Origin of the sequence: Streptomyces sp. BHT-5-2 (genome assembly GCF_019774615.1) — a bacterium.
In the GTDB taxonomy this organism is placed as follows: domain Bacteria; phylum Actinomycetota; class Actinomycetes; order Streptomycetales; family Streptomycetaceae; genus Streptomyces.
On sequence record NZ_CP081496.1, the window covers coordinates 3,206,956 to 3,226,706 of the forward strand.

Here is a 19,751-nt window from a genome sequence, read left to right on the forward strand (position 1 = left end):
GCGAGCACCCGTTCCTCAATAGTGCCGCCAGGAGTGGCACCAGGTAGACAGGTCGTGAGCAGCGGCTTTCGGACACAACGAAGGCCCACAGGCGTGAGATCCGCTGCCGCCATGGGAACCCGGATCCTCCTTCGCAAGCGCCCTACGCCGACCCGGCTCTGGCAGCCGGGCTGCTGGCCCATCTATCCGGCCTGGCACCGCTTGCCTTCCCCATCCGCGTCACTCGGACGCTCATACGCAGCTGTCCTGACTCCCGCTATCGCTGTCTGTCGAAGGACTTCCTGTTGCGGTCACCTGTCCACGGGGCACCGTGCCCGAGTACGAGCGCGGTGCACTCTCGCCTGACGTCGTTGAGTTGCGCCCGGCCGCCGCCGAGCCTCGACGGCTCCACGGTACGTGTACGACGCGGCCCTCTTGGCCGCGACGATGAAGGAACCCCTTTGAGACACCGCTTCACCAGACTGCGGGCACCTGTCGCAGCGGCGGCAGCCACCGCGATATTCACCTCACTCCTCCAGACAACCACTTGGGCAGCCGACACCACGCCCCCGGAAGGTCCCGAGCCTGACCGTCCCTCGGTCGTCCAAAACGCCGACCGCGACGCGGTGCTCGGCAAGGACTGGCACAAGTCCCAAGACCGCGCCTGGACCACCAGCGCCGACGCGCAGGGATTCCACGTGCTGGTCGCGGACCAGAAGGACGCCTACAACTGGCGCACCGCGGCGACCTTGCGTGAGCCTGGCTTCGACGCCGACATGTGGATCGGCAACGCCTGTGTGACCGGTTCGGGCAAGCGAGCTGTGGTCGCCTACGCGCCTCGCACCTTCACCAACAACCCGGAGTTGATGGCCCGCGGCGCGTTCACCGCCGTCGTCGACCTCGACTCCGGCGACGTGAAGAAGCTGAACCGGCAGGCATCACTTGCCTACTTCAGCCCCGGGTGCGGCACGGGGGAGACCGCGGTGTTCACCCAGGCCGGCGGCGAGGACAAGAACGCCACCCGCCTCATCGAGGTGGACGCCCAGGCCGCGAAGATGCACACGCCGATCGAGCTGGAAGGGCAGGTCACCTCAGCCGTTCCGGTGGGCAAGGACATCGTCGCCGCCGACGCCAACCGGCTGGTGAAGATCACCGCTTCCGGACAGCGCAGCACCATCGCCCACACCGAGCAGATCCCCTTCCAGCTCAAGGCGGATGCCGAGGGCGGCGTGGTGTACATGGACCGCCCCAAGGCGAAGGCGGGCCTGTCGCCCATGCTCCGCTCGGCGGCCCCGGCCCCGGCGGCCGGTGAGGCCCAGGGCGAGGTGCGGCGGGTCGGTACGCAGGACATCACTGCTGCCGATGCGAAGAAGACCCAGTCCGCGTTGCTGGCCCACGGCCCGCTGGCAAAGATGGACGTCTCCAGCAGCGCGAACGGCACGGTGTTCATCACCGGCCAGACACAGCCCGGCCAGGCACTCCCTGCACCCGTCAAACGTCGTGCGGACGTTCCCAAGGAATCCCTCGCCTCCACTCGCGGCGAGGCGCTCGTGACGAAGACGGCGTGGTCGGACGGCAAGGACTCCCGGATCACTGCGCAGGAGGCTGCGGCCCCGCGTCCGGCCGATGTGGACCTGAACGTTCTCGACACCGGCAAGCAGGCCGAGTTCCGCGTCACCCCCGAGGAGCACGGCACCAAGGGGGCCGACCGCTCACCGGCTCTGGCCGCGCCCGCCGGCGCAAAGGGTGTCGGTGCCAAGCAGGCGACCTTCCGTGCCACGGCGGCTTCGGGGTCCCTGGACGACACTGCTGAGCCGCAACGCTACTGCGCGGTGCCCCGCAACGACCCGCGCAAGCAGGCCATGCAGCCCAAGCCGCGGCAGGTCGAGTGGGCGGTGGACCAGGCCATCACCAACAACCTGAACAAGCACATCTCGCGCCCGGCGAACTGGAAGAACCTCGGCATGGGCGCCTACCAGCCCCAGTCGCTCTTCCCCCTCACCTCGCTGGAAGGCGGCGGCCGCGTCCCGGCGCAGGTGATGCTCGGCGTCACCGCGCAGGAATCCAACATGTGGCAGGCATCCCGGGTCGTCGTGCCGGGTGTGACCGGCAACCCGCTGATCGGCAACTACTACGGCATCAAATATGCGGCCGACGGTCAGCAGAACGATCCGTGGGGTATCAACTGGGACAAGGCCGACTGCGGCTACGGCATCACCCAGGTCACCGACGGGATGCGTCTGAAGGGCAAGGAGAAGAAGGACGAGACCGCCCTCTCCCCGCTCAAGCAGGAGGCTGTGGCGCTGGACTACACCGCGAACATCGCCGCCGGCGTCAACATCCTGATCGAGAAGTGGAACCAGACCCGCAAGGACGGCCTCACCGTCAACAACGGTGACCCGAAGTGGATGGAGAACTGGTTCTTCGCCCTGTGGGCCTACAACGCCGGCTACTACCCCAAGGCCGAGGCGTCCAAGAACGGCGGCAAGTGGGGGGTGGGCTTCACCAACAACCCGGCCAACCCCCTGTGGAAGGCCAACCGCACCCCGTTCCTGGAGAACGCCAAGGGCAAGGACGACTACTCCCAGGCCGCGCATCCGCAGGACTGGCCCTACCAGGAGAAGGTGCTCGGCTGGGCCGCACGCCCCCTGGAGGCACTGGAGTCCCCGGGGACGATGCTGCACGGCTTCCGCGCCGCCTGGTGGAACAGCAACGAGGCCCGCACCGCAATGAAGCCGCCCGAGGGCCTGTTCTGCACCAAGGACAACGACTGCGACCCCAGCAAGATCGGCCCGAACGACAAGAACGAGCCCGGCCTGGGCGCATGTACCCGCGGCGACCTCAAGTGCTGGTGGAACAAGCCGGTCACGTGGAAGGACTGCACCAAAGCCCAGTGCGGCAATGAACTGCTGCGCTTCAACGACACCTACAAGGAAGAAGCCGACGGCACCGCCTATCCGCCCAACTGCTCCACCCAGGGCCTGCCCGGCAACGCCCTCGTCGTCGACGACGTGCCGGACAACACGCCCGTCCACCGGCCAGGCTGCTCACAGCCGAAGAAGAACAGCGGCACCTTCAACCTCGCCTTCGGCAGCGACTCAGCCAAGATCGACCTGCAGCAGCTCGGCGCCGGCTACGGCGGCCACTTCTGGTTCGCCCACACCCGCAAGGACGACGCCCAGGGCCAGCGGATGAAGGTCACCGGCACCTGGAAGCTCGACAAGGCCATCCCCGAGAAGCAGGCCATGGTCCTGGTCCACCTCCCCGACCACGGAGCTCAGACCAAGCAGGCCAAGTACGAGATCAAAACGGCCAACGGCACCCGTACAGAGACTCTCAACCAGAAGATAGGGGAGAACCGGTGGATGTCCCTGGGCGCCTTCCGGTTCAACGACACCGTTCCGGAAGTCAAGCTGACCTCCATCACCCCTGACGGCACCGGTGACCAGGACATCGCCTACGACGCGGTCGCCTTCGTCCCCGGCAACTACTCGCTGATGCCCGATATCAGGTTCCCGGACGCCGATCCCAACGCACCGGACCCCGACGATCGGAACCTTCCCCAGGAAATCCCCATGCCCAAGAGGACCAAGCGTTCAGCGCCTGTTCCCGCATGCAGGGCAACTGGCGGAAAGGGCAACGAGCAGGTCTGCATCGAGCTCAGCGCCGTACAGGATGCTGCGCCTAAGAAGGCCAATCAGCTGCGCTCGGCGACACCGCAGGCCGCTAAACCGTTCTGCGAAGCAGTCTTCGGCGACCGCTCCTACACTCGGACCGAAGCATGCCGCCCCATGGACGCCCAGATGTACTTGGTCGTCAACGAGAAGCTCGTCGGGAAGGCCAGCTTCCGAATCCAGCAGGAAATCACTCTGGATGCCGGAAAGAAGGAATTCTCGGAAAAATTCTTGATATACCCGGTCAAGATAGATCCGACACTCCAGTTCGTTGACCTTAATGTCCAGGACTTCTGCAGAGGCGGATGTTCGACAACGGGCGAGAACTGGAGTCGACCGCTGCGCTGGAGCCCCACGGACACTCACCAGAGCATAGGAACCTTCAAGCACGAGTGGACTGATTCGGGAACCAAGGACAAGAGTAACCTGGCGATAGAATGGGCCCTGTCCGGCCGCGTCGGACAATTCCCCCTCAACAGGATCGAGTGGTCCGAGCCTTCCCTTAAGATCCGCTGCGACAAAATCACCAAGGGAACGAAGGACTACAACAAAATGGGATGCGTCTTCCCTGCGTACACACCCACTTACATAGTGGATAGCGCCAAGCACCCTGCAGCAGCCGCACTGTACTGGGTACTGATGGAAAAACTCCCTTCCCACCCCGGAAGCCGCAAGCACAACGCCCCCCTCCACTACCTCGGCCCCGGGAACCGCAAGGGAGAGAACGGGAAAGACCAGACCAACACGGACAACCGCAAGGTCATCTGCCCCTCGGGATGGAATAAAAAATACGCTCGCCCGGAAGCTCCAGAATCAACGAGCTGCGACGAGTACGCCTTCGCCATTTCCCACGAGAGCGGCGGAATGCCCGGGGGACCGAACAAGGTGGATTCAGGTGACCAATGCGCAACGCTCTACGCGGTGAAGGTAGCCCCTAACGACTGGACGCTCCGCGATCACGATCAGTTCGATCTTCCTACCTGGCACGAGAAGTGCGGGCGAGCCCTCATCCCGACCCGTCAGAACACCGGAGCGGCGAGCCGAATCGGAACGATCTTCGTTCCGAACAACCGGATGCTCGACGAAGATCCATTCTTCGTCAACACCCCGGGGTTCGAAGGGTGCACGTTGGAAGAATTGTGCCAGATTCGCCCCCGCGTCTGACCTGATCTGAAATGTCACGGGCAGTGAGCAAGGGGCCCCTTGCTCACTGCCCGTTCGCGATCACTACGCGAATGGCGCAGGGTTCAGGCTCACGACAGACAAGCCTTGAAGGGATGCATTGATCGGCGGGACGGACAATCCGAATACTTCTTCGCCGAGACGGAGCGCACACCTATCCGGATCACCGGGATCGGCAGATTCACCACTGGGCAGCAAAAATCCCGCCTGCTTCATTCCCGGGATGAGGAATCCGGGATTCTCTCCCAGGATCGCCCCTGAGTCGACGTCGTGGATTTCGAACTGCGATACGAGTACGCCGTTTTTCACATAGCTAAAAATAGAGGGGGCAGTGAAGCTGCTGAACAGCGTTACAGCCTCTGTTCCATCAGCCACGGCATCGATGACGTCTTCCTCGACACCTTCGGCGCTCCACGGCTCAAAAGCGAAAGCCCATTCGTGACACATGCCAACAAAGGCCATCATGCCCTGCTCTCTGTCCAGCCGTTCCACCTCCTCCAAGGAAACGGGAGATGACATATTCTCCGGATTTCCGCCCATCCGGGCCACGAGCTCTTGGGGACTGATCCCCTTCACGAAAGTCAAACAGAAATGATCAAAACCGCCATCAGCAATCCACTGCAACCCATCAGGCATCCCGTAGCTCCCTAGCATCTCAATACCCCCGGAAAACCGGACTCCCCACCAGCATGCCGCACCCCGTGCAGCGAATACCCGGAGGGCCCGCTCAAAACGACACCTCACGCTCGAGCCGACGTGCGAGCACATCAGGACAACTGGAGAGGGGAGAGTAAGAGACGCGCCGGGTGGACTAGCCGGAGCGGCCTCTTGGGCGCCAGGGAGCGGAACCGCAGCGAGTAGCGTACTTTCCGACAGCGGCAAGAAGGCGCTGGCGCCCGACCGTCCCGGCGGTGGGGAAGGACGGTGGCAGCGATCCTGGAGGGGCGGCGTGCGGCTGACGATCGACACCACGACGGACACCTACGAGCAGGCGATCGCCGCGGTCCAAGCCGCCTACGGGCTGCACCCCGTCACCCCGGCCGACTGGCCGGAGCCGCCAGCCGTGGAGCCCCGGCCCGGTCCCCAGGACCTGAGTAAGGACAGCCTCGGGGACGGCTGGAGTGAGCAGCTGCTGTTCCACGTACTCGCCGCGCTCATGCCCGGGGCCCGGAGAGCGTTGCGCCGGATCATTGACCTGGGCGGCACCGCCTCGTACGACGACGTCTTGCAGTACTTCGCCGATCACCCGGCGGACCCGATCCCCATATCCCGGATCGGTGGGACGATGACCAGCATCAAGGCGGCGCAGCGCCGCATCGCCCCGGACAGCACAGGCCCCCTCCTCCAGCGTGACGAGCAAGCACGGCGATACCGCATCGACGATGCCCTCGTGGCCGGGCTCACGAGGGCCTTCGCGATGACTGATGCCCGCCCTGACCTGCTGCGCGGCACCGCTTCCCGCCCCTGATGCTGCGCCATCGGCGCGCTGTGCGCGCCGATGGTTCCTGTTACCCGCCGAGGGGGATTTGCGTGTGGGCTTCCCACTCGTACACCTACCGGTCCCGGCGGAGGACGATCAGCTCGATCTGGTCCACGAGACGGTGTTCGGCTCGACCCGCACGATCTCGAGGGCGACGCCTCGGCTCCCGCCTGCGTGGGCGCCATCACCCGTAGGTGACGTTCCGCTTCGCGGTGGCTGAGCTCAGAGCACGAGTAGATTTCGCGCGGTGTTGATCCACGAATTAAATGACCCCGGCACCCTCTGCAGCGCGGCTGGTGGCGTTAGGCGGCCATCTCGTGCCGCATGCGGTTCAGGGCCGCTCCGGCGGCGTCGCGTACGTCGGGCAGGCGGTCGGCGGCGGCGCGGATGATGCGCTGCAGCTGGTGCGGCAGACACTGGCGGACTGCTTCGCCCAGGGCGCTGTGAAGGCATGCTGCAACCTCGCGGGGGGCACCGCCGATCAGCTGTACGTGCGCAACGGTGATGAGTTCGAGACCCTCCACTGTGGAGCGACCGTCATGGTGGGGGAGGGAGCGTTCTCGCAGACCTCTATGGCAGCTAGGGTCCGGCCGGTGCCGATCAGGCCCCGCAACCTGATCTCGTGGAGCGAGTAGTGGTTGAACAGACTGGTGTGTTCAACGTGGTCCAGGAGGTGATCGGCCTCCCGCATCACAGTGTCGAGCAGCGGACCGTCGTGCAAGGCCCCCGCTGCGCGGGCGAGCAAGGGCAGGACGGATGCGCGGGCCTTGCGGTCGGGTGCCAGGGCGGCAGCGTTTTGAAGACGGTGCACCGCGGCTCCGGTCAGCTGCGCTTTGCGCAGCTCGTTGCCGTGCATCCGCAGCACGTCAAGCCACGACACCTGTCGAGACGGCGCTCACCCCGTAGTGGTACGGGGTGAGCGCCTTCGCCCGTCATGCCCTCTCAGGGCCGTTAGGTCTGACAGGGGCACTCGGGTGCCTCAGCACAGGATGTGACGCCGGCCCTTCGCCAGGATCGGATCCAGCGGACGATGGCACACCTCGCATCGCAAACCGCCCGCTGGCACCGGCGGCAGGGGTACAGACCGTGGTGCCTCCCGGTTCGCCTGCGCCGCTCGCTCACGGGACGCACGGACCGCGCGGGCGTACCGGGCCTCGCTGTCCCGTCGCCGCTTCGCTTCCTCCCGCGCCCCTCGCTGCGACTCGCGCAACCGCTTCTGCAGGTCCTCGGGCAGCACTGCGCCGCCCGACCCCAGGTCCAGGGCGCCCAGCGGCATCGTCACCCGCTCCAACTCGTCCAATGCGCACGGTGGGTGGTGCAGCCCGAACACCGAAGGGTCCGGCGCCTGCCACCACTGACGCACACGCGCATGCGCCCGCCCCAGCGACGTCGCCGCCTCTCCCCTGGAAACGGAGTAGAACCACACCGGCAGGCCCTCATCGAGCACGATGTGCGGGAAGTGCACGCCCGGCCGCCAGAACCAGACGTCGACCACGCCCTGGCGCGCGTAGTCCCGGTGGCGGGCCCGCCACCCGTCATCAGTCATGAGCTTGCGCTGAGCCTCCAGCGCCACCTTCGTGCCGTTCTTCAGCAGCACCTCGACGTCGGCCCGCCGGTCGTGATCGTCCGTCCACTGTTCCAACCGCACGCGGTCGACCCCGGGCCTCGACCACGCCCAGGCCGCCAGGGTGTGCTTGGTCGTGATGTGCCAGACCGTCTCAGGGCTGTGGCCACCGGCCGGGGCCTGTCCGGGAGGGTGCGCGAAGTGCCGGCGAACCTTCCCGCCCAGCCGCCCACGCGTCACCAGCGGCACCCGGGTGCCCGCCGGAGCTTCGAACCCGTGGAAGCAGTAGAAACACACCAGCTGCCCCGTACCGCCGTACCCGCGTCGTTTCCAGTGCTCCGCGGGCCGCTCCGCGACGTGCACCTCCCTACCGGTCTCCAGATCGAAACCCACCACCAATAAGTCGTCTTGCACGGAACCCCTCCCCTTCACGGCATCACTCCAGTTGCTGCCGTTGCCGAAGGCCGGGGAAACCCGTCGCTCTACAAGACGTTGCGCACCGCCCGATCCTGCGCCGGACGGCGGAGGAATCCCGTTGCGGCGTGCGATCGGCGCTTCTGCATCACTGTGTTCGACCTGCTCTCACCGGAGGGGAGGTCCGTGGCGGCTTCGGCCAGCGCCACGGTCACAGGGAGGCGGAGAGGCACATGCAGGCAACGAGCCCCGGCGAGTGGTGTTACCCGTGCTCGTCCGACCGGTCGATCTCGAGCGTGCTCACAGGTTGCGGAGGACCGTCTCGGGTCGGCAGACAGGGCAGGGCACCGCGACGGATGGATCCGCCAGCGTCTCCAACGCCTCGGCATCGGTCAGCTCGCGTTCGGCGTTCTCGGCCTGGGCGCAGTCGAGCCGGTGCACGATGAAGTCCGACCATGCGGGCTGGGGCGCCGGGGCGAGCCGCCAGCGCTTCCGTTCCTGGGGCGGTGGGGCGTGGATCGCGCGGTAGTCCTCGCCCTCGATCGGCTGGATGATCGGGTGGGGGGCCGATCCTTCGACGAGGTAGGTGGTGAGGGAGGGGCCGTAGCGTCGGCTATCGGCCCGCGTCGGGAGCTCCAGGACGTAGTCGTACCAGAATCGGCTGCTCCGGTCCGGCCGGCATCGCGTCACCCGGACCCGGACGCGCTGGCCGTCGGGGAGCTGCAGCTCGGCCTGCGGGTAGGGGCGTGCGTCGTCGATGTCCACGACTGTCCAGGTCAGTCGCCGCTCGCGGCGTGTTTGAGGGCAGACCGGCCACTTCGCCCCCCTCACAGCCCACCCGCTCACCAGCGGAGCCATCGTCCGACAGGAAGCCCTGCTCCTCACCGCTCTGCGGGATCTCCTCACGCCAGGCCACGGAGCCTTGCGGCAATAGCTCGCTGCCGTTCCCGTCGCCACCGCCGCTGAGAAATGCGACGCTCCAGGGACGGTCCCCCTGCGACCCACCACGCGTAGCCCTCAAAGGACAAGCCCGGCGACCAGCCGAGCCCACGAAGGGATCACCGCAGCAATCGTCGCGTGAGGCGTGACTGATAACCGAGACCAAGGACCTTGCTCTACAAACCGTGCCCGAGATCGTCACGTTGAGGCATGACCAACCCAGGGGCCACACGCCGAACCTCGGGCTTTCACGGGGATGTCCGGCAGGTGATCGAGAATGCAGAACCTAGACAGCAGAAACGCTTGCAAGAACTGCTCGAAGAAGGTGCTCTCCGCCGCCTAAGGGTTGTCCCGTAACGGCTGGCCACGAATGAGATGTTCTTGATGTGGCTGGTGTGATCACGGCGTCGGAGCCGTCCTGGATAGGCCCGTTCACGGGCCTGAGTCCGCGCTGCTTCCGCAAGTTGGTGACGGCGCTGCGCCGCGAGGGCGGCGACGGGGTGCGCCGGGGCCGGCCCTGGAGTCTGTCGCTGGAAGATCGGGTGCTGCTGGTCACGACCTATTGGCGCACGAACTTGACGATGCGCCAGCTGGCCCTACTGTTCGGGATCTCGAAGTCCGCAGCTGACCGGATCATCGATCAGCTCGGTCCGCTCCTCGCATTGCAGCCCCGGCTCCGCTTCGCGAAGGACGCCGTGCTCATTGTGGACGGCACCCTGGTACCCACCCGTGACCACACGGTGGCCGAGCAGTCGAAGAACTATCGATACTCCACCAACCACCAGGTCGTCACCGACGCCGACACCCACATGATCGTCGTGGTCGGCCGACCCTTGCCAGGCAACCGCAACGACTGCAAGGCGTGGGCTGAGTCCGGCGCGAAGGCTGCCGTGGGCAGGACCCTGACGATCGCCGACGGCGGCTACCCCGGAACCGGACTCGTGATGCCCCACCGCCGCCGCAAGGGCGAGGAACTGCCCGCGTGGAAGGAAGCCCACAACAAGTCCCACAAGCAGGTGCGCGCCCGGGTCGAGCACGCCTTCGCCCGTATGAAGGGCTGGAAGATTCTGCGCGACTGCCGGCTCAAAGGCGCTGGCGTCCATCACGCGATGCTCGGCATCGCCCGCCTGCACAACCTGGCCCTCACCGGATAGACGGTGGAGGGCTCAGGTCGTCTGTCCGTCTGTGTTCACCAGTGGGGCCGGTGTGTGGCGGGGCCATGGTGCGCCCGCCCGTTCCGAGGCGGCGGCCCGAAACGCTTCCGCCAGCGAGCTTCCCGGATACGTGCCGAACTCCGGGTATTTCCAGCGGTAGTAGCAGGACCAGTAGCTCACCACACGTCGTTCCGTGCTGGCGAAAAACGCAGGATTCCGAGCGATGAACTCCCCATAGAGTCCGCGCTGGACCGAGTCCGGGACACCGAGTCCGGGCAGCCCTCGGTAGATCGCCTCAAGGATCTCCACCACGTACTCGCCGGCCAGCTGCACGACGAACGGGACCACCCATGCCTCGTCAAGCCTCACGATCTGTTCGAGGTGACGCTGACGGGCCCTGCCATCGCAGTGCCGGGAGTACAGGCAGTGCAAGATCACCTGCTGGATCCCGGGCAGTGAACGCACCACGTCAGCGTTCGGCTCATCGTGGTAGATCCGATAGGGGATGGTGACAGTCTCACCCCACACCTCGACATTCAACGGGTCCGCCGATGAGAGCCTGCCGTCCGGTACGACTGCCAGAACACTCCGGACGTCACCAGCAAGCCGGGACGGAAACGCACTCACCAGGGCATCGGTGCTATTCGGCGACTCCCAGGACTTCTCCACTACACGAGGGTAAGCGGCCAGCGCCTGGCCCCTCACCCGCCTACCCGATCAACGGCTCGCACCATCGCTGCCACGTCATTGCGGGACAGCCCTTAGGGCATTCAATCGGCCCCCAATCGCTCAATTGGGGCTTGGGAGCCTCATCAGGAACCGGCTAGGGCTTCCAGTCACTTCGCCACTCAGGATCCCCGAGGTCTCCGAAGGGCTTGGCGATCTCCAGCATCAGCTCCCCGAGCACCGACGCGGTCGCGTTTTGTTGCCCTGTTCCAACCCTTCACGGTAACGCCGCACGATCGCCTTCACGACAGGCTCACCGCCGATGAATGAGGCCCTTGCCTCCAGGAAATCTTCTACGTACTCAGCCATACCGGTCATCCTCCCATGGCGTTCGACCGTTTCAGATACCGCCCACCGACAATGATTCGCCCCGAGCCTGCAGACTATGACCCGATCGCCTCCCGCACACTCAACGACCGAGAACCTGCCCCGTGTCCTCCGCAAGGCATGCAGCCACGGTGGATGGCTTTAGGTAGAACATACCAGCCGCCGCACCCGCGGAAAACTGGTTAGCGCCTTCAAGTTGCTCCCAACGAATCCCAACTCGGTTGCAGCTCAAAGAGGCTCTCCGAAACGGCCGTCGCGTCTTCCACGAGCGGCAAGAGGGAACCTGGCGGATCAACCTGAGCCAGTCCGTGCTGGCCACCTTTCTCAGCCTGACCTCGCGGCGTACCCCGCTTTCGAGAGAACCAGGCTTTATAGCGCACGATCCCCGGTTAGCGAAACCGGGGATTCACCGCACCATTGGAGATCCACCGCCATTCCCTGACCGCCACGTCGAAAGGCAGCAACACGCCCCCACGCCTACAAGTTCACACGCCCCTCCCGGCTCCCGCGCTCGGCACGGGCACACCGGACGACCCTCAGCTACGCCGCGGCATAGCTGAGACGGCACAGGGGCTGTGCGCCAGCGGGCCCACCTGGTAGCGGCCGACTGCCCGGTAACCGAAGCTACCGCCTCAAGACCGATGTGCCGTTGCCGAGATACCGGCAGCGGACCAGGTCGATGCTGTGTCGGTGCTCGCGTCGTAACGGGTGAGTCGCCGTCGACACAGATCAGCCGGGGCCCGCTCCAGAGGATCTGAGCCGTGGCCGAAGCCCCGAGCCGGTCGCGGACCAGGCTCCGGAAGGCGTCTTTGTGAGCCATAAGCCACGACATGTAGTACAGGCCCTGTCATGAATCGCCGGACGGGCCGACACCTCGTACGAGGTGTCGGCCCGTCCGGCGACGGTACATGGGGGCTCAGGCAGGGGTATCCATCCAGGCCGTACTGCAGTCAGCGAACGCACACAGCGAAAGCTGCGAACGCCTGGTCGTCGAAGAGGACGAAACGCACCTCTTCCACCGCCGTCTCCGTGTCCCGCACCGTCTGTACCGCGATGCGAGCAGCGTCGTCCAACGGCCACCCATAGGCGCCGGTGGAGATGGCCGGAAACGCGATTGTCCGCGCGCCCAGCTCGTCAGCGACCCGAAGAGACTCCCGGTAGCAGGAGGCTAGAAGCGAAGCATCGACACCGGAAACCTGAAACACCGGGCCCACCGACGCGATGACCCACATGCAGGAGATGGTCGTCCAGGCGGTCCACGGCAACAGCGGGCGCCGTGACGGGCTGATGGACCATGTCATCGACGGGCCCGCGGGCACCGGCAAGACCTGTCTGCTGCGGGCAATTGGACGCACCGCCCAGAGGGAGGTCGAAGCCGCCATGGGCGGCAGGCGCCAGAACACGATCCCGGTGGTACACATCACCACCCCCGCGGACCCTGAGCCGAGGGTGAACTGGCTCTGGGAGATCGGCTCCTACCTGGGTCTCAATCCCGAGCCGAAGAGCCTCGTGGAAGTCCTGGAGATGCGCAAGCACCAGGACGTGACCCTGCCGGTCAACTATGTCCTGGAGACCGCACAGACCCGTCTGCTGCTCATCGACGACATCAACCGCGCCTCGCCGCAGCACCTGGCGAACATCCTGCCCTACTTCGACTACCTGCGCGACAAGCTGGGTATCTCGCTCGTCTTCTGCGGCACCGGCGCCAGCCACCGCCTGCACCAGGCCCGCATCCTGGCCGGAGAGCTGACCCGGGTCAGCGAGGAAAACCGGGTACGGCTCGAACAGGCGGGACGGCCGGCCGAACCCGTCTCGCCCTCCCCCACCGCGCTGCTGCCCGTGACCTGGCTGCACCCCCTGCCCCTGGACACCAAGGACGACGAGACCTTCCGGCGCGTCCTGGCGAGCTTCGAGGCCGACCTGTGCCTGTACCAGCTGGAGGAGAACGCCCTGAGCAAACATGCTGTCACACTGCACCAGCGCACCGGCGGCTACTTCAAAGCCCTCACCTACGTCATCTCCACCGCCGCCGTCCTCGCGATCCGCAGCGGAAGCGAGAACATCACCGAGAAAGAGATCGACGCCGCGACAGCCCAGCTCGGCCCCTGAAACGAACCGCAGGTCCGCAGCAGGCGGCCGGGCCGGCGCTCACGCCCGGGGCTGCCGGGCGGCGAAAGCCCACTCGACGAGCACCGTCTGCCCCCGGCAGGGGTCCGCCGTGGTTGCCTCGGCCTACGACCGGCATAATCAGCACGCTCGCAACTCCAGGACAGGAGCCCGGTTTGATCAGCACCCCCGACAGCCCCGGCCCGTCCATGGACGCTGTCCCGACCCGCTACGGCGACGCCACGTTCCGGTCCCGGCTCGAAGCCGACTGGGCCGCCACCCTCGACAGCAACCACATCCAGTGGGAGTACGAACCCGAGACGATCACCCTGGAGTCCGGCACCCTCTACATCCCCGACTTCTGGCTACCCGAACTCGGCACCTGGATCGAGGTCAAAGGCTCCGGCATACCGCGCACCGAAAAGACGAAGGAACTGGCCCAGACCCGCACATGCCGGTGCGAGACCGCCTGCACCTGCCGATGGCCCGGCGGCGAGTTCGTGCTCCTCGGCAGGCCGTCCCTGGCCTCCGACCGGACCGAGACTGGCCACCGCCCCCGCAGCGGATACGCGCACTGGGAGAACGCCTTCGGACCCTCCACGTACTTCGTGACATGCCCAGCGTGCACGAGGGCCCAGTGGACCACCCTGAAGCGCCCGTGGCGCTGCCGCGCATGCCATGCATCGTTGGAGGAAGAACAGGTACACCGGCCCGTCGACCGGTTCGTCAGGTTCATCGAGACCACTACCGGCGCGGGTTCCCTCTTCGCCATGCCCGACCTCGGCGATCCCTTCACCGACGAGGAACTCGGCCTTACAGACACCCCTGAGAACGACTTGCCGTGATCAGCCGGTTTCCACCAGGCGCGGGGCCAACTCGGCCATGACGAAGAGGATCAGGCCCGTCTTCACCCGCAGGACCTGTCCGCAGCGCGCTCGCCCCTGCCGCTGACACGAGGCCGAAGCCGCCGCACAGGGACATTCCCCAGACCGGACCTGACCAGGACAAAGCCGTCCGCCCGGCCGTGCAAGCAAAACGAAATCCCATGCCGATCACTACAATCCGAGCCGATCACTGAACTTGCACTTCAGGGGCCTCTCCAACCTCCAAAGCTCCACGAAAACCCCAGCTCAGAGCCACACCGCACCACGCCCAAAAATCCTGAAACGATCACTAGATGCACAGCTCAGCACTTCACACATCTAGTGATCATTAGTGGATTTGTCACAGATCACCGGCCGCGGCCTGCGTCAGGACCCCGGTGAGGGGAAGGTGGCGAGGCTGATCGTGCCGATCTTCCTTCAGCCGGGCGAAAACCCGCAGGACATGATGGCCTCCCCCAGCTACCGCCCCCTGGTCGCCGTACTCCAGGGCCTACGCGCCCACGACGAGCGGATCGTCGAACGTATGGTCCTGGGGACCGCGGCACCCGCGGACAAGCCACCTCCGTCGTCGCCCTCGACCCCCACCACGAGAAAGACGAGGAGCAGCAGGCAGCCGACGAAGACGGTGCGGAGCTGGAGGCGGCCGAAGACCGCGACGCCGGCACCTCCGAGGAAGAGGAAGGCGAGGGCGGCGAAGAGAAGACCGGGCGCGGCGAGGCCGGCCGGGAGCAGGAGGGGCACGAGGACCAGGAGGAGGGGAAGAAGGGGGTGCCGTTGCTGCGGTTCTCCCTGCCACGCGACCCCGACGTCATCGCGATGTTCTTGCGCACCCGGGGTGCTGCGCCCGACTCCGAAGTCTGGCTGTCCGGCCTCAACGCCCTGCGCACATGGGTCGAAAAGCATGGCGATGCGCAAGTGCCGCTGGATGCCGTTGTCCCGATCGGGACGACCGAGGCTGACGGCGAAGACAACGCCGGCAACGGCAACGGTGACACGTATGCGCTGGGGGCCTGGGTCAGCGAGCAACGGCGCGCCTTCCGCGCCGGGACGCTCAAGGCGTGGCGGGTCGACCTGCTCAACGAACTGGGCATGGTGTGGTCGGTCGCTGACGCGCGGTTCTGGAAGAACCTGGCCGCGGCCCGGGACTACTTCGCCCTCCACGGCACCCTCGCAGCTCCCAAGGACGCCTCCATCGACACGGTCGCGGTGGGCCAATGGCTCGCCAACTGCCGCAAAACCGACGGCCTGGGCAAAGACGAAGAACGCGCGGAGGCCCGCCGGCGGGCGCTGGAGGCCATCGACCCCGACTGGAACCCCACCTGGCCCATCGACTGGCAGCGACGATATGCGGCACTGACCGGCCTCATCAAAGACGGAGCAACACTGGAGGAGATCCTGCCCGGCGTCACCGTCAGCAGCCAGCACATCGGAGCATGGCTGCAAGCACAACGGGAGGGCTGGGAGCGCTTGAGCGAGGAGCAGCGCGAGCGCCTGGCCGGCCTCGGCGTCGGCCCCGCCCCCTCCCCCGCACCCGCCCCGAAACCGGAGGCAGTCGCCGCGCAGCAGCCGACGGCCGTCCCCGCAGGAGTGCCAGGTCTGGCGAAGATGACGGCCTTCGAACGAGGCATCGCGGCGCTGGCGCAGTACACCGCACGCGAAGGCCACACGAAGGTGCCCCGCAAGCACGAGGAAAACCTCCACCCCGACGACGGTGACCTGGTCCCTGTTCGGCTCGGCGTATGGCTATCCAACACCAAAAGCCGCCGCGCCAAACTCACCAACGAACAACTCACCACCCTCACCGAGCTCGGACTCGACTGGACATAACCACAACCGACAGGGCGGCAGACAGGTGCCGCCCCGGGCCGATTTGTTCTACCAGGTGTACACGCGTAATCCTGAACACCCTCCTAATCGCCAATCGGAGGGAGTGCGGCGGGACCCAGGTCCCGCCGCACTCACCATCTCATTCGTTCGTCAGCGGTCAGACCAGCAGCTCGGTCGCCCCGGATTCCGCGGACAGCTGGCCCGGGAGCGCCAAGCACTTCAGTGCAGGCGATGATGACCTGTCCTGCCGTGCCCGAAGGGCGCTCCGGCATCGCCAAGTCCGTGATGCCAATGAGCCGGAATACCCCTGCCCGCCGGCCCTCGGAACTGCTGTCCGGGCCAGTGGCAATTGGGGCCTCGGCATCGGGTGGGCCGGCGAACTCGGCGTCGCGGAGTGGGGGCGGCATCGGGGGCCGCGGTCATGGTGACCCGGTAGTGGTGGTGCCTCGAAGTGTCAGGCCCTTGGGATTGAGGCCCAGTCCTGTCGTGGCTCCTAGAGTTCGCGGTGGGGGTGCTTGGCCACTGCGACACTGTCCAGGGCTTCGGTGACTGCCTCCGGTGACCGGAAGGCCCGTTCCAGCTGGTCGTACAGGCGACTCATCGTGCTATTCGAGTTGGTTCGTCCGTGGATCTGTCCGACGCGGTATGCCGAGAGGGACCGCCATTGCTGGATTTCCTCGCGCTCGCTGATGGAGAGGTTCGAATCCACCTGGTGGTTGATGTAAGTGCGGGTGGCACGGGTGAAAATGTCCTGGCTGCGGGCAGTTTCGGAGGTGACCACGATGAGGCGCTGCACTGCAGCGGCCACCCCTTGGCGGTTGCCGCCGCTAGCACCGCTGGTCGACACCTGGTAGAGAAGCCGCAGTCCTGCGTAGACGTTGTAGGAGCTGACAGAGACCCTGTCCAGGCCCTGTCCCGCGACACGGGCGAGGGCGCCGTAGCTCGGATCCGGGGCGATCCGGATCCGGTTCGGCGCTTGGTTCGCTGGGATACCCAAGGCGTCGGCCAGGTCGAAGTCCCCGAAGAATCCGAGGCCGTAGAGACCGGTGTTGTCTCCCACGGTGTATCCACGAAAGTAAAGGTCATTCGCGGTGAAGTAGAGGTTGAGAGTCCCGTCCCCGATCCCGGTCACGACGACCTGGATGAGGCTGGAGCTGTCCGTCGTCTCGTGGACTCCGTGTCCGATCGAGGGGCCTGAGGCGTCGCGTAGTGCCTGCACCATGCGCTGATAGGGAATGGAGCCGTTCTGCTCGGCCTCGAACCGCCAGGGGATCACGGTTGAGATCGGCCGTCGCCCGCTGGCTGCCGAGTGGGAGGTACTGGCGTCATGCAAGGTCGTTGGCTTCACTGTGGCCGGCTGCGACAGGGCCTGCGGGTGCAGCGCTACCGCCCTTTTCGACTGCCCGTCGACCGGAGCAGGAAGGCGGTCGGCGTAACTGGGGGTGCATGTTGCCCCGACCAACACCGCCGTGCAGATGGCTGCCAGAGTCGCGCGACGCGCTAACGTACGAGCATTCAACGAGGTTTCTCCTATCCATGGACACCCGAGCGGTGTCCGGCGTCCACGAAGATCACGGTCACAAACGTCCTGACCCCGCAGAGAACCGCGCCGTAAACGACCAGGTTCTCCGCCGCGGCGGGGGCGTACGCCCACTACTCTCGACCACCGCGCATGCGACCCACTAACACACAGCTAACGCATAGCTACTGACGTATCCGAAGGCTTGCCGCGGGCGACGTGAAGGCGACGCCGGCACGATGCTTGCTGCTGGACGAGGGCGATCATTGACGAGCTCTGATCCGAACCCAGCCGGCGGCCCGTGTGCGAGGTCATACCGAGATGCTCGCTCCCAGCACCGCACCAGCGCCCGCATTCACGGATACCCGTGAACAGATGCGGATGCCACGCCCACCCTCCTCGATGCACCCGAGGAGCCAGGCCAAAGAGCACCGTGCGGGTGCTGCCCCAACGTGTGGACGTTGCCTCGATGCCGCACATAGCCCCGGTACCGCCCTGCACACAGTTCCGTGACGGGGACCGCCTGACGTGGACGTGGACGTCCCTGCCCGATCAGCCGCAGATCGCCATGACCACCCCGACCACCCGTCAGGTGCCCGTCCAGCCGGCCCTGTCCTACGTGACCATCCCCGCCCCGGCGCCGGCCCCCGGTACGGCGCCGTACCTCTCGCCGACACTGCCGCCCACGGCCTACCGGGCCGGTCCGCCGTACTCGGGAGCCTTCTACAGCCCCATCACGGTCAACGTGATCACAACCACGGTCACGTCTACGGCGGCGATCACAACGGCGATGACAACGTCTTCGTCCCCACCGGGACGGACGTCGCGCCCGCGGCGCGGCCCCGACTAGGTCGCGTGACGGTAGTGCGCCTGCTCTTTACGGTGGTTGCGGTCGTCTGCGCAACGCTGGCCATGGCCCACCCGAGCACGACCGTGTTCTGGCAGGTCGTCAGCCAGGTCATCACCGCCGCCGGTGGCCTGGCCGGCCTGGCGGGCGTGGCGCTGACGATCGATTCTCTCCGGCGGCGGGAGAGCCGGCAGTAGCACCCTGCGCACCGTAGGAGTTGTGGCCTGGGTCGCGAGCATCACGCGGCCTAGGCTGTCGCCCTCCTCCGCGGCGAACTTGATGCTCAGCCCGTCCAGCAGATACGCGTACTTGGTACGGATCTCCCCGGACGGACCCTGGCCGCCCTCCCACGCGCTGACCGTGGACGAACTCACGCCGAGTGCGCGAGCGACCTGCGCCTTGGACAGGTGGGCCCGCCCCGCAGGCTGCGGCGCACCTCGGGGGTCGGGATGTCGACCCGGCAAACGACCGGCGCGCAGCCCCGGGTCGACGAGGCGCGGGACGGCAGCCCGTGCGCAGGGCGCCGGGCCGCCGAAACACCAAGCATGCATGGCCCCAGCCGCCTGGTGCCTCGGCCGAGCTGACACGCACGCCAGGCGCCGTCACATCCCCTCGACGCTGCCAGCCGCCTCCCCCTGCACAACGGCGAGGAGCGCGCGCAGTTGGTCGGTCGACAGCTCTGCGCGCTTGTCGTGCCGAACGGCGCGGGCGGCGGCGAGGTCGTCGTCACGGTCCTGGAGCTTGAGTTCCAGGTCGATCACCTGCTGTTCGAGGGTGGTATCCGGGCTTGGAGCTGTTCGGTGTCGTCGGGGCCGCCGATGCCGGACTCGCGCCAGACCTGCTCTCCCAGGTCGTCGAGGTAGACGTCGGTGGAGAAGTGGTCGCAACCCACGCAGCGGGACCGCATCGGGCAGGCGCCGCCGGCGGCAGCGATGTTGGACGGCTCGGAGCAGGTGCCGAAAGGGACAACGACCGAGCCGACCGCCTGGCGGGTACGTTCGGCGTCCAGCAAGGTGGTGACCGCTCCCCAGACACGCGTTCCGTGGCGGTCGAACTGCATGTGGGTGACCTTGTCGACGGCCTCGCGCAGGCGTACTTCCTTCACTAACGGTGACGTCGGGTATTGGAA

At 66.4% G+C, this 19,751-nt stretch carries 16 protein-coding genes and 1 pseudogene; 7 read left to right on the forward strand and 10 right to left on the reverse strand.

The window, feature by feature from the left end:
- Positions 1 to 440: 440 nt before the first annotated feature.
- Positions 441 to 4,817 carry a hypothetical protein gene (locus K2224_RS14280; protein WP_221906923.1) on the forward strand — a complete coding sequence of 1,459 codons (4,377 nt, stop codon included), beginning with the start codon at positions 441 to 443 and terminating at the stop codon, positions 4,815 to 4,817.
- Positions 4,818 to 4,880: 63 nt separating this feature from the next.
- Here K2224_RS14280 and K2224_RS14285 read toward each other — a convergent pair whose 3' ends face one another.
- Positions 4,881 to 5,471, reverse strand: coding sequence for a DUF6461 domain-containing protein (locus tag K2224_RS14285; RefSeq protein WP_221906924.1), 591 nt, complete (start codon positions 5,469 to 5,471; stop codon positions 4,881 to 4,883).
- Between the two features lie 313 nt (positions 5,472 to 5,784).
- On the opposite strand from K2224_RS14285, the gene K2224_RS14290 reads away from it, so the two are divergent.
- Positions 5,785 to 6,303 (forward strand): hypothetical protein, encoded by a 519-nt coding sequence (locus tag K2224_RS14290; protein ID WP_260692613.1) that lies wholly within the window; start codon positions 5,785 to 5,787, stop codon positions 6,301 to 6,303.
- A 493-nt stretch (positions 6,304 to 6,796) separates the two neighbouring features.
- Here K2224_RS14290 and K2224_RS14295 read toward each other — a convergent pair whose 3' ends face one another.
- The 3 genes from K2224_RS14295 to K2224_RS14305 all read right to left on the reverse strand — a co-directional run bounded on the left by K2224_RS14295 (position 6,797) and on the right by K2224_RS14305 (position 9,058).
- Positions 6,797 to 7,171: a hypothetical protein gene (locus K2224_RS14295; protein WP_221906925.1), complete on the reverse strand. Its 375-nt coding sequence runs from the start codon at positions 7,169 to 7,171 to the stop codon at positions 6,797 to 6,799.
- A 123-nt stretch (positions 7,172 to 7,294) separates the two neighbouring features.
- Positions 7,295 to 8,293, reverse strand: coding sequence for a competence protein CoiA family protein (locus K2224_RS14300; protein ID WP_221906926.1), 999 nt, complete (start codon positions 8,291 to 8,293; stop codon positions 7,295 to 7,297).
- Positions 8,294 to 8,593: 300 nt separating this feature from the next.
- On the reverse strand, positions 8,594 to 9,058 hold the full coding sequence (locus K2224_RS14305; RefSeq protein WP_260692615.1) for a DUF6233 domain-containing protein: 465 nt from the start codon (positions 9,056 to 9,058) through the stop codon (positions 8,594 to 8,596).
- A 560-nt stretch (positions 9,059 to 9,618) separates the two neighbouring features.
- Here K2224_RS14305 and K2224_RS14310 point away from each other — a divergent pair.
- Positions 9,619 to 10,386 (forward strand): transposase, encoded by a 768-nt coding sequence (locus tag K2224_RS14310; protein ID WP_221906928.1) that lies wholly within the window; start codon positions 9,619 to 9,621, stop codon positions 10,384 to 10,386.
- Between the two features lie 12 nt (positions 10,387 to 10,398).
- On the opposite strand, the gene K2224_RS14315 is transcribed toward K2224_RS14310, so the two are convergent.
- Together K2224_RS14315 and K2224_RS14320 are read right to left on the reverse strand one after the other, a co-directional pair.
- Complete coding sequence (locus tag K2224_RS14315; protein WP_221906929.1) at positions 10,399 to 11,055, reverse strand: hypothetical protein; 657 nt, start codon at positions 11,053 to 11,055, stop codon at positions 10,399 to 10,401.
- Positions 11,056 to 12,389: 1,334 nt separating this feature from the next.
- A pseudogene (locus K2224_RS14320) lies at positions 12,390 to 12,680 on the reverse strand (macro domain-containing protein); the annotation flags it as partial.
- A gap of 46 nt (positions 12,681 to 12,726) precedes the next feature.
- On the opposite strand from K2224_RS14320, the gene K2224_RS14325 reads away from it, so the two are divergent.
- A complete protein-coding gene (locus tag K2224_RS14325) occupies positions 12,727 to 13,548 on the forward strand; it encodes an AAA family ATPase (protein ID WP_399020034.1) in 822 nt (273 codons plus the stop codon).
- A gap of 173 nt (positions 13,549 to 13,721) precedes the next feature.
- The gene (locus K2224_RS14330; RefSeq protein ID WP_221906930.1) at positions 13,722 to 14,390 is read left to right on the forward strand and encodes a hypothetical protein; all 669 of its coding nucleotides are present in this window, start codon (positions 13,722 to 13,724) and stop codon (positions 14,388 to 14,390) included.
- Positions 14,391 to 14,888: 498 nt separating this feature from the next.
- Here K2224_RS14330 and K2224_RS41605 read toward each other — a convergent pair whose 3' ends face one another.
- Positions 14,889 to 15,170, reverse strand: coding sequence for a hypothetical protein (locus tag K2224_RS41605; protein WP_399018561.1), 282 nt, complete (start codon positions 15,168 to 15,170; stop codon positions 14,889 to 14,891).
- Between the two features lie 27 nt (positions 15,171 to 15,197).
- Here K2224_RS41605 and K2224_RS14335 point away from each other — a divergent pair, with 27 nt between their 5' ends.
- Entirely contained in the window at positions 15,198 to 16,256 is a 1,059-nt protein-coding gene (locus K2224_RS14335) for a helicase associated domain-containing protein (RefSeq protein WP_399018564.1), read from the forward strand.
- Between the two features lie 493 nt (positions 16,257 to 16,749).
- Here K2224_RS14335 and K2224_RS14340 read toward each other — a convergent pair whose 3' ends face one another.
- Positions 16,750 to 17,532 carry a ribosome-inactivating family protein gene (locus K2224_RS14340; RefSeq protein WP_221906931.1) on the reverse strand — a complete coding sequence of 261 codons (783 nt, stop codon included), beginning with the start codon at positions 17,530 to 17,532 and terminating at the stop codon, positions 16,750 to 16,752.
- A 1,098-nt stretch (positions 17,533 to 18,630) separates the two neighbouring features.
- On the opposite strand from K2224_RS14340, the gene K2224_RS14345 reads away from it, so the two are divergent.
- Complete coding sequence (locus tag K2224_RS14345; protein WP_221906932.1) at positions 18,631 to 18,819, forward strand: hypothetical protein; 189 nt, start codon at positions 18,631 to 18,633, stop codon at positions 18,817 to 18,819.
- A gap of 405 nt (positions 18,820 to 19,224) precedes the next feature.
- Here the strand turns inward: K2224_RS14345 and K2224_RS14350 are convergent, their stop codons facing one another.
- Both K2224_RS14350 and K2224_RS14355 read right to left on the reverse strand, forming a co-directional pair.
- Positions 19,225 to 19,383 carry a hypothetical protein gene (locus K2224_RS14350; protein WP_221906933.1) on the reverse strand — a complete coding sequence of 53 codons (159 nt, stop codon included), beginning with the start codon at positions 19,381 to 19,383 and terminating at the stop codon, positions 19,225 to 19,227.
- Positions 19,380 to 19,727: a hypothetical protein gene (locus tag K2224_RS14355; protein WP_221906934.1), complete on the reverse strand. Its 348-nt coding sequence runs from the start codon at positions 19,725 to 19,727 to the stop codon at positions 19,380 to 19,382. Before K2224_RS14355 ends, K2224_RS14350 begins: the two co-directional genes overlap by 4 nt.
- Positions 19,728 to 19,751 lie beyond the last annotated feature (24 nt).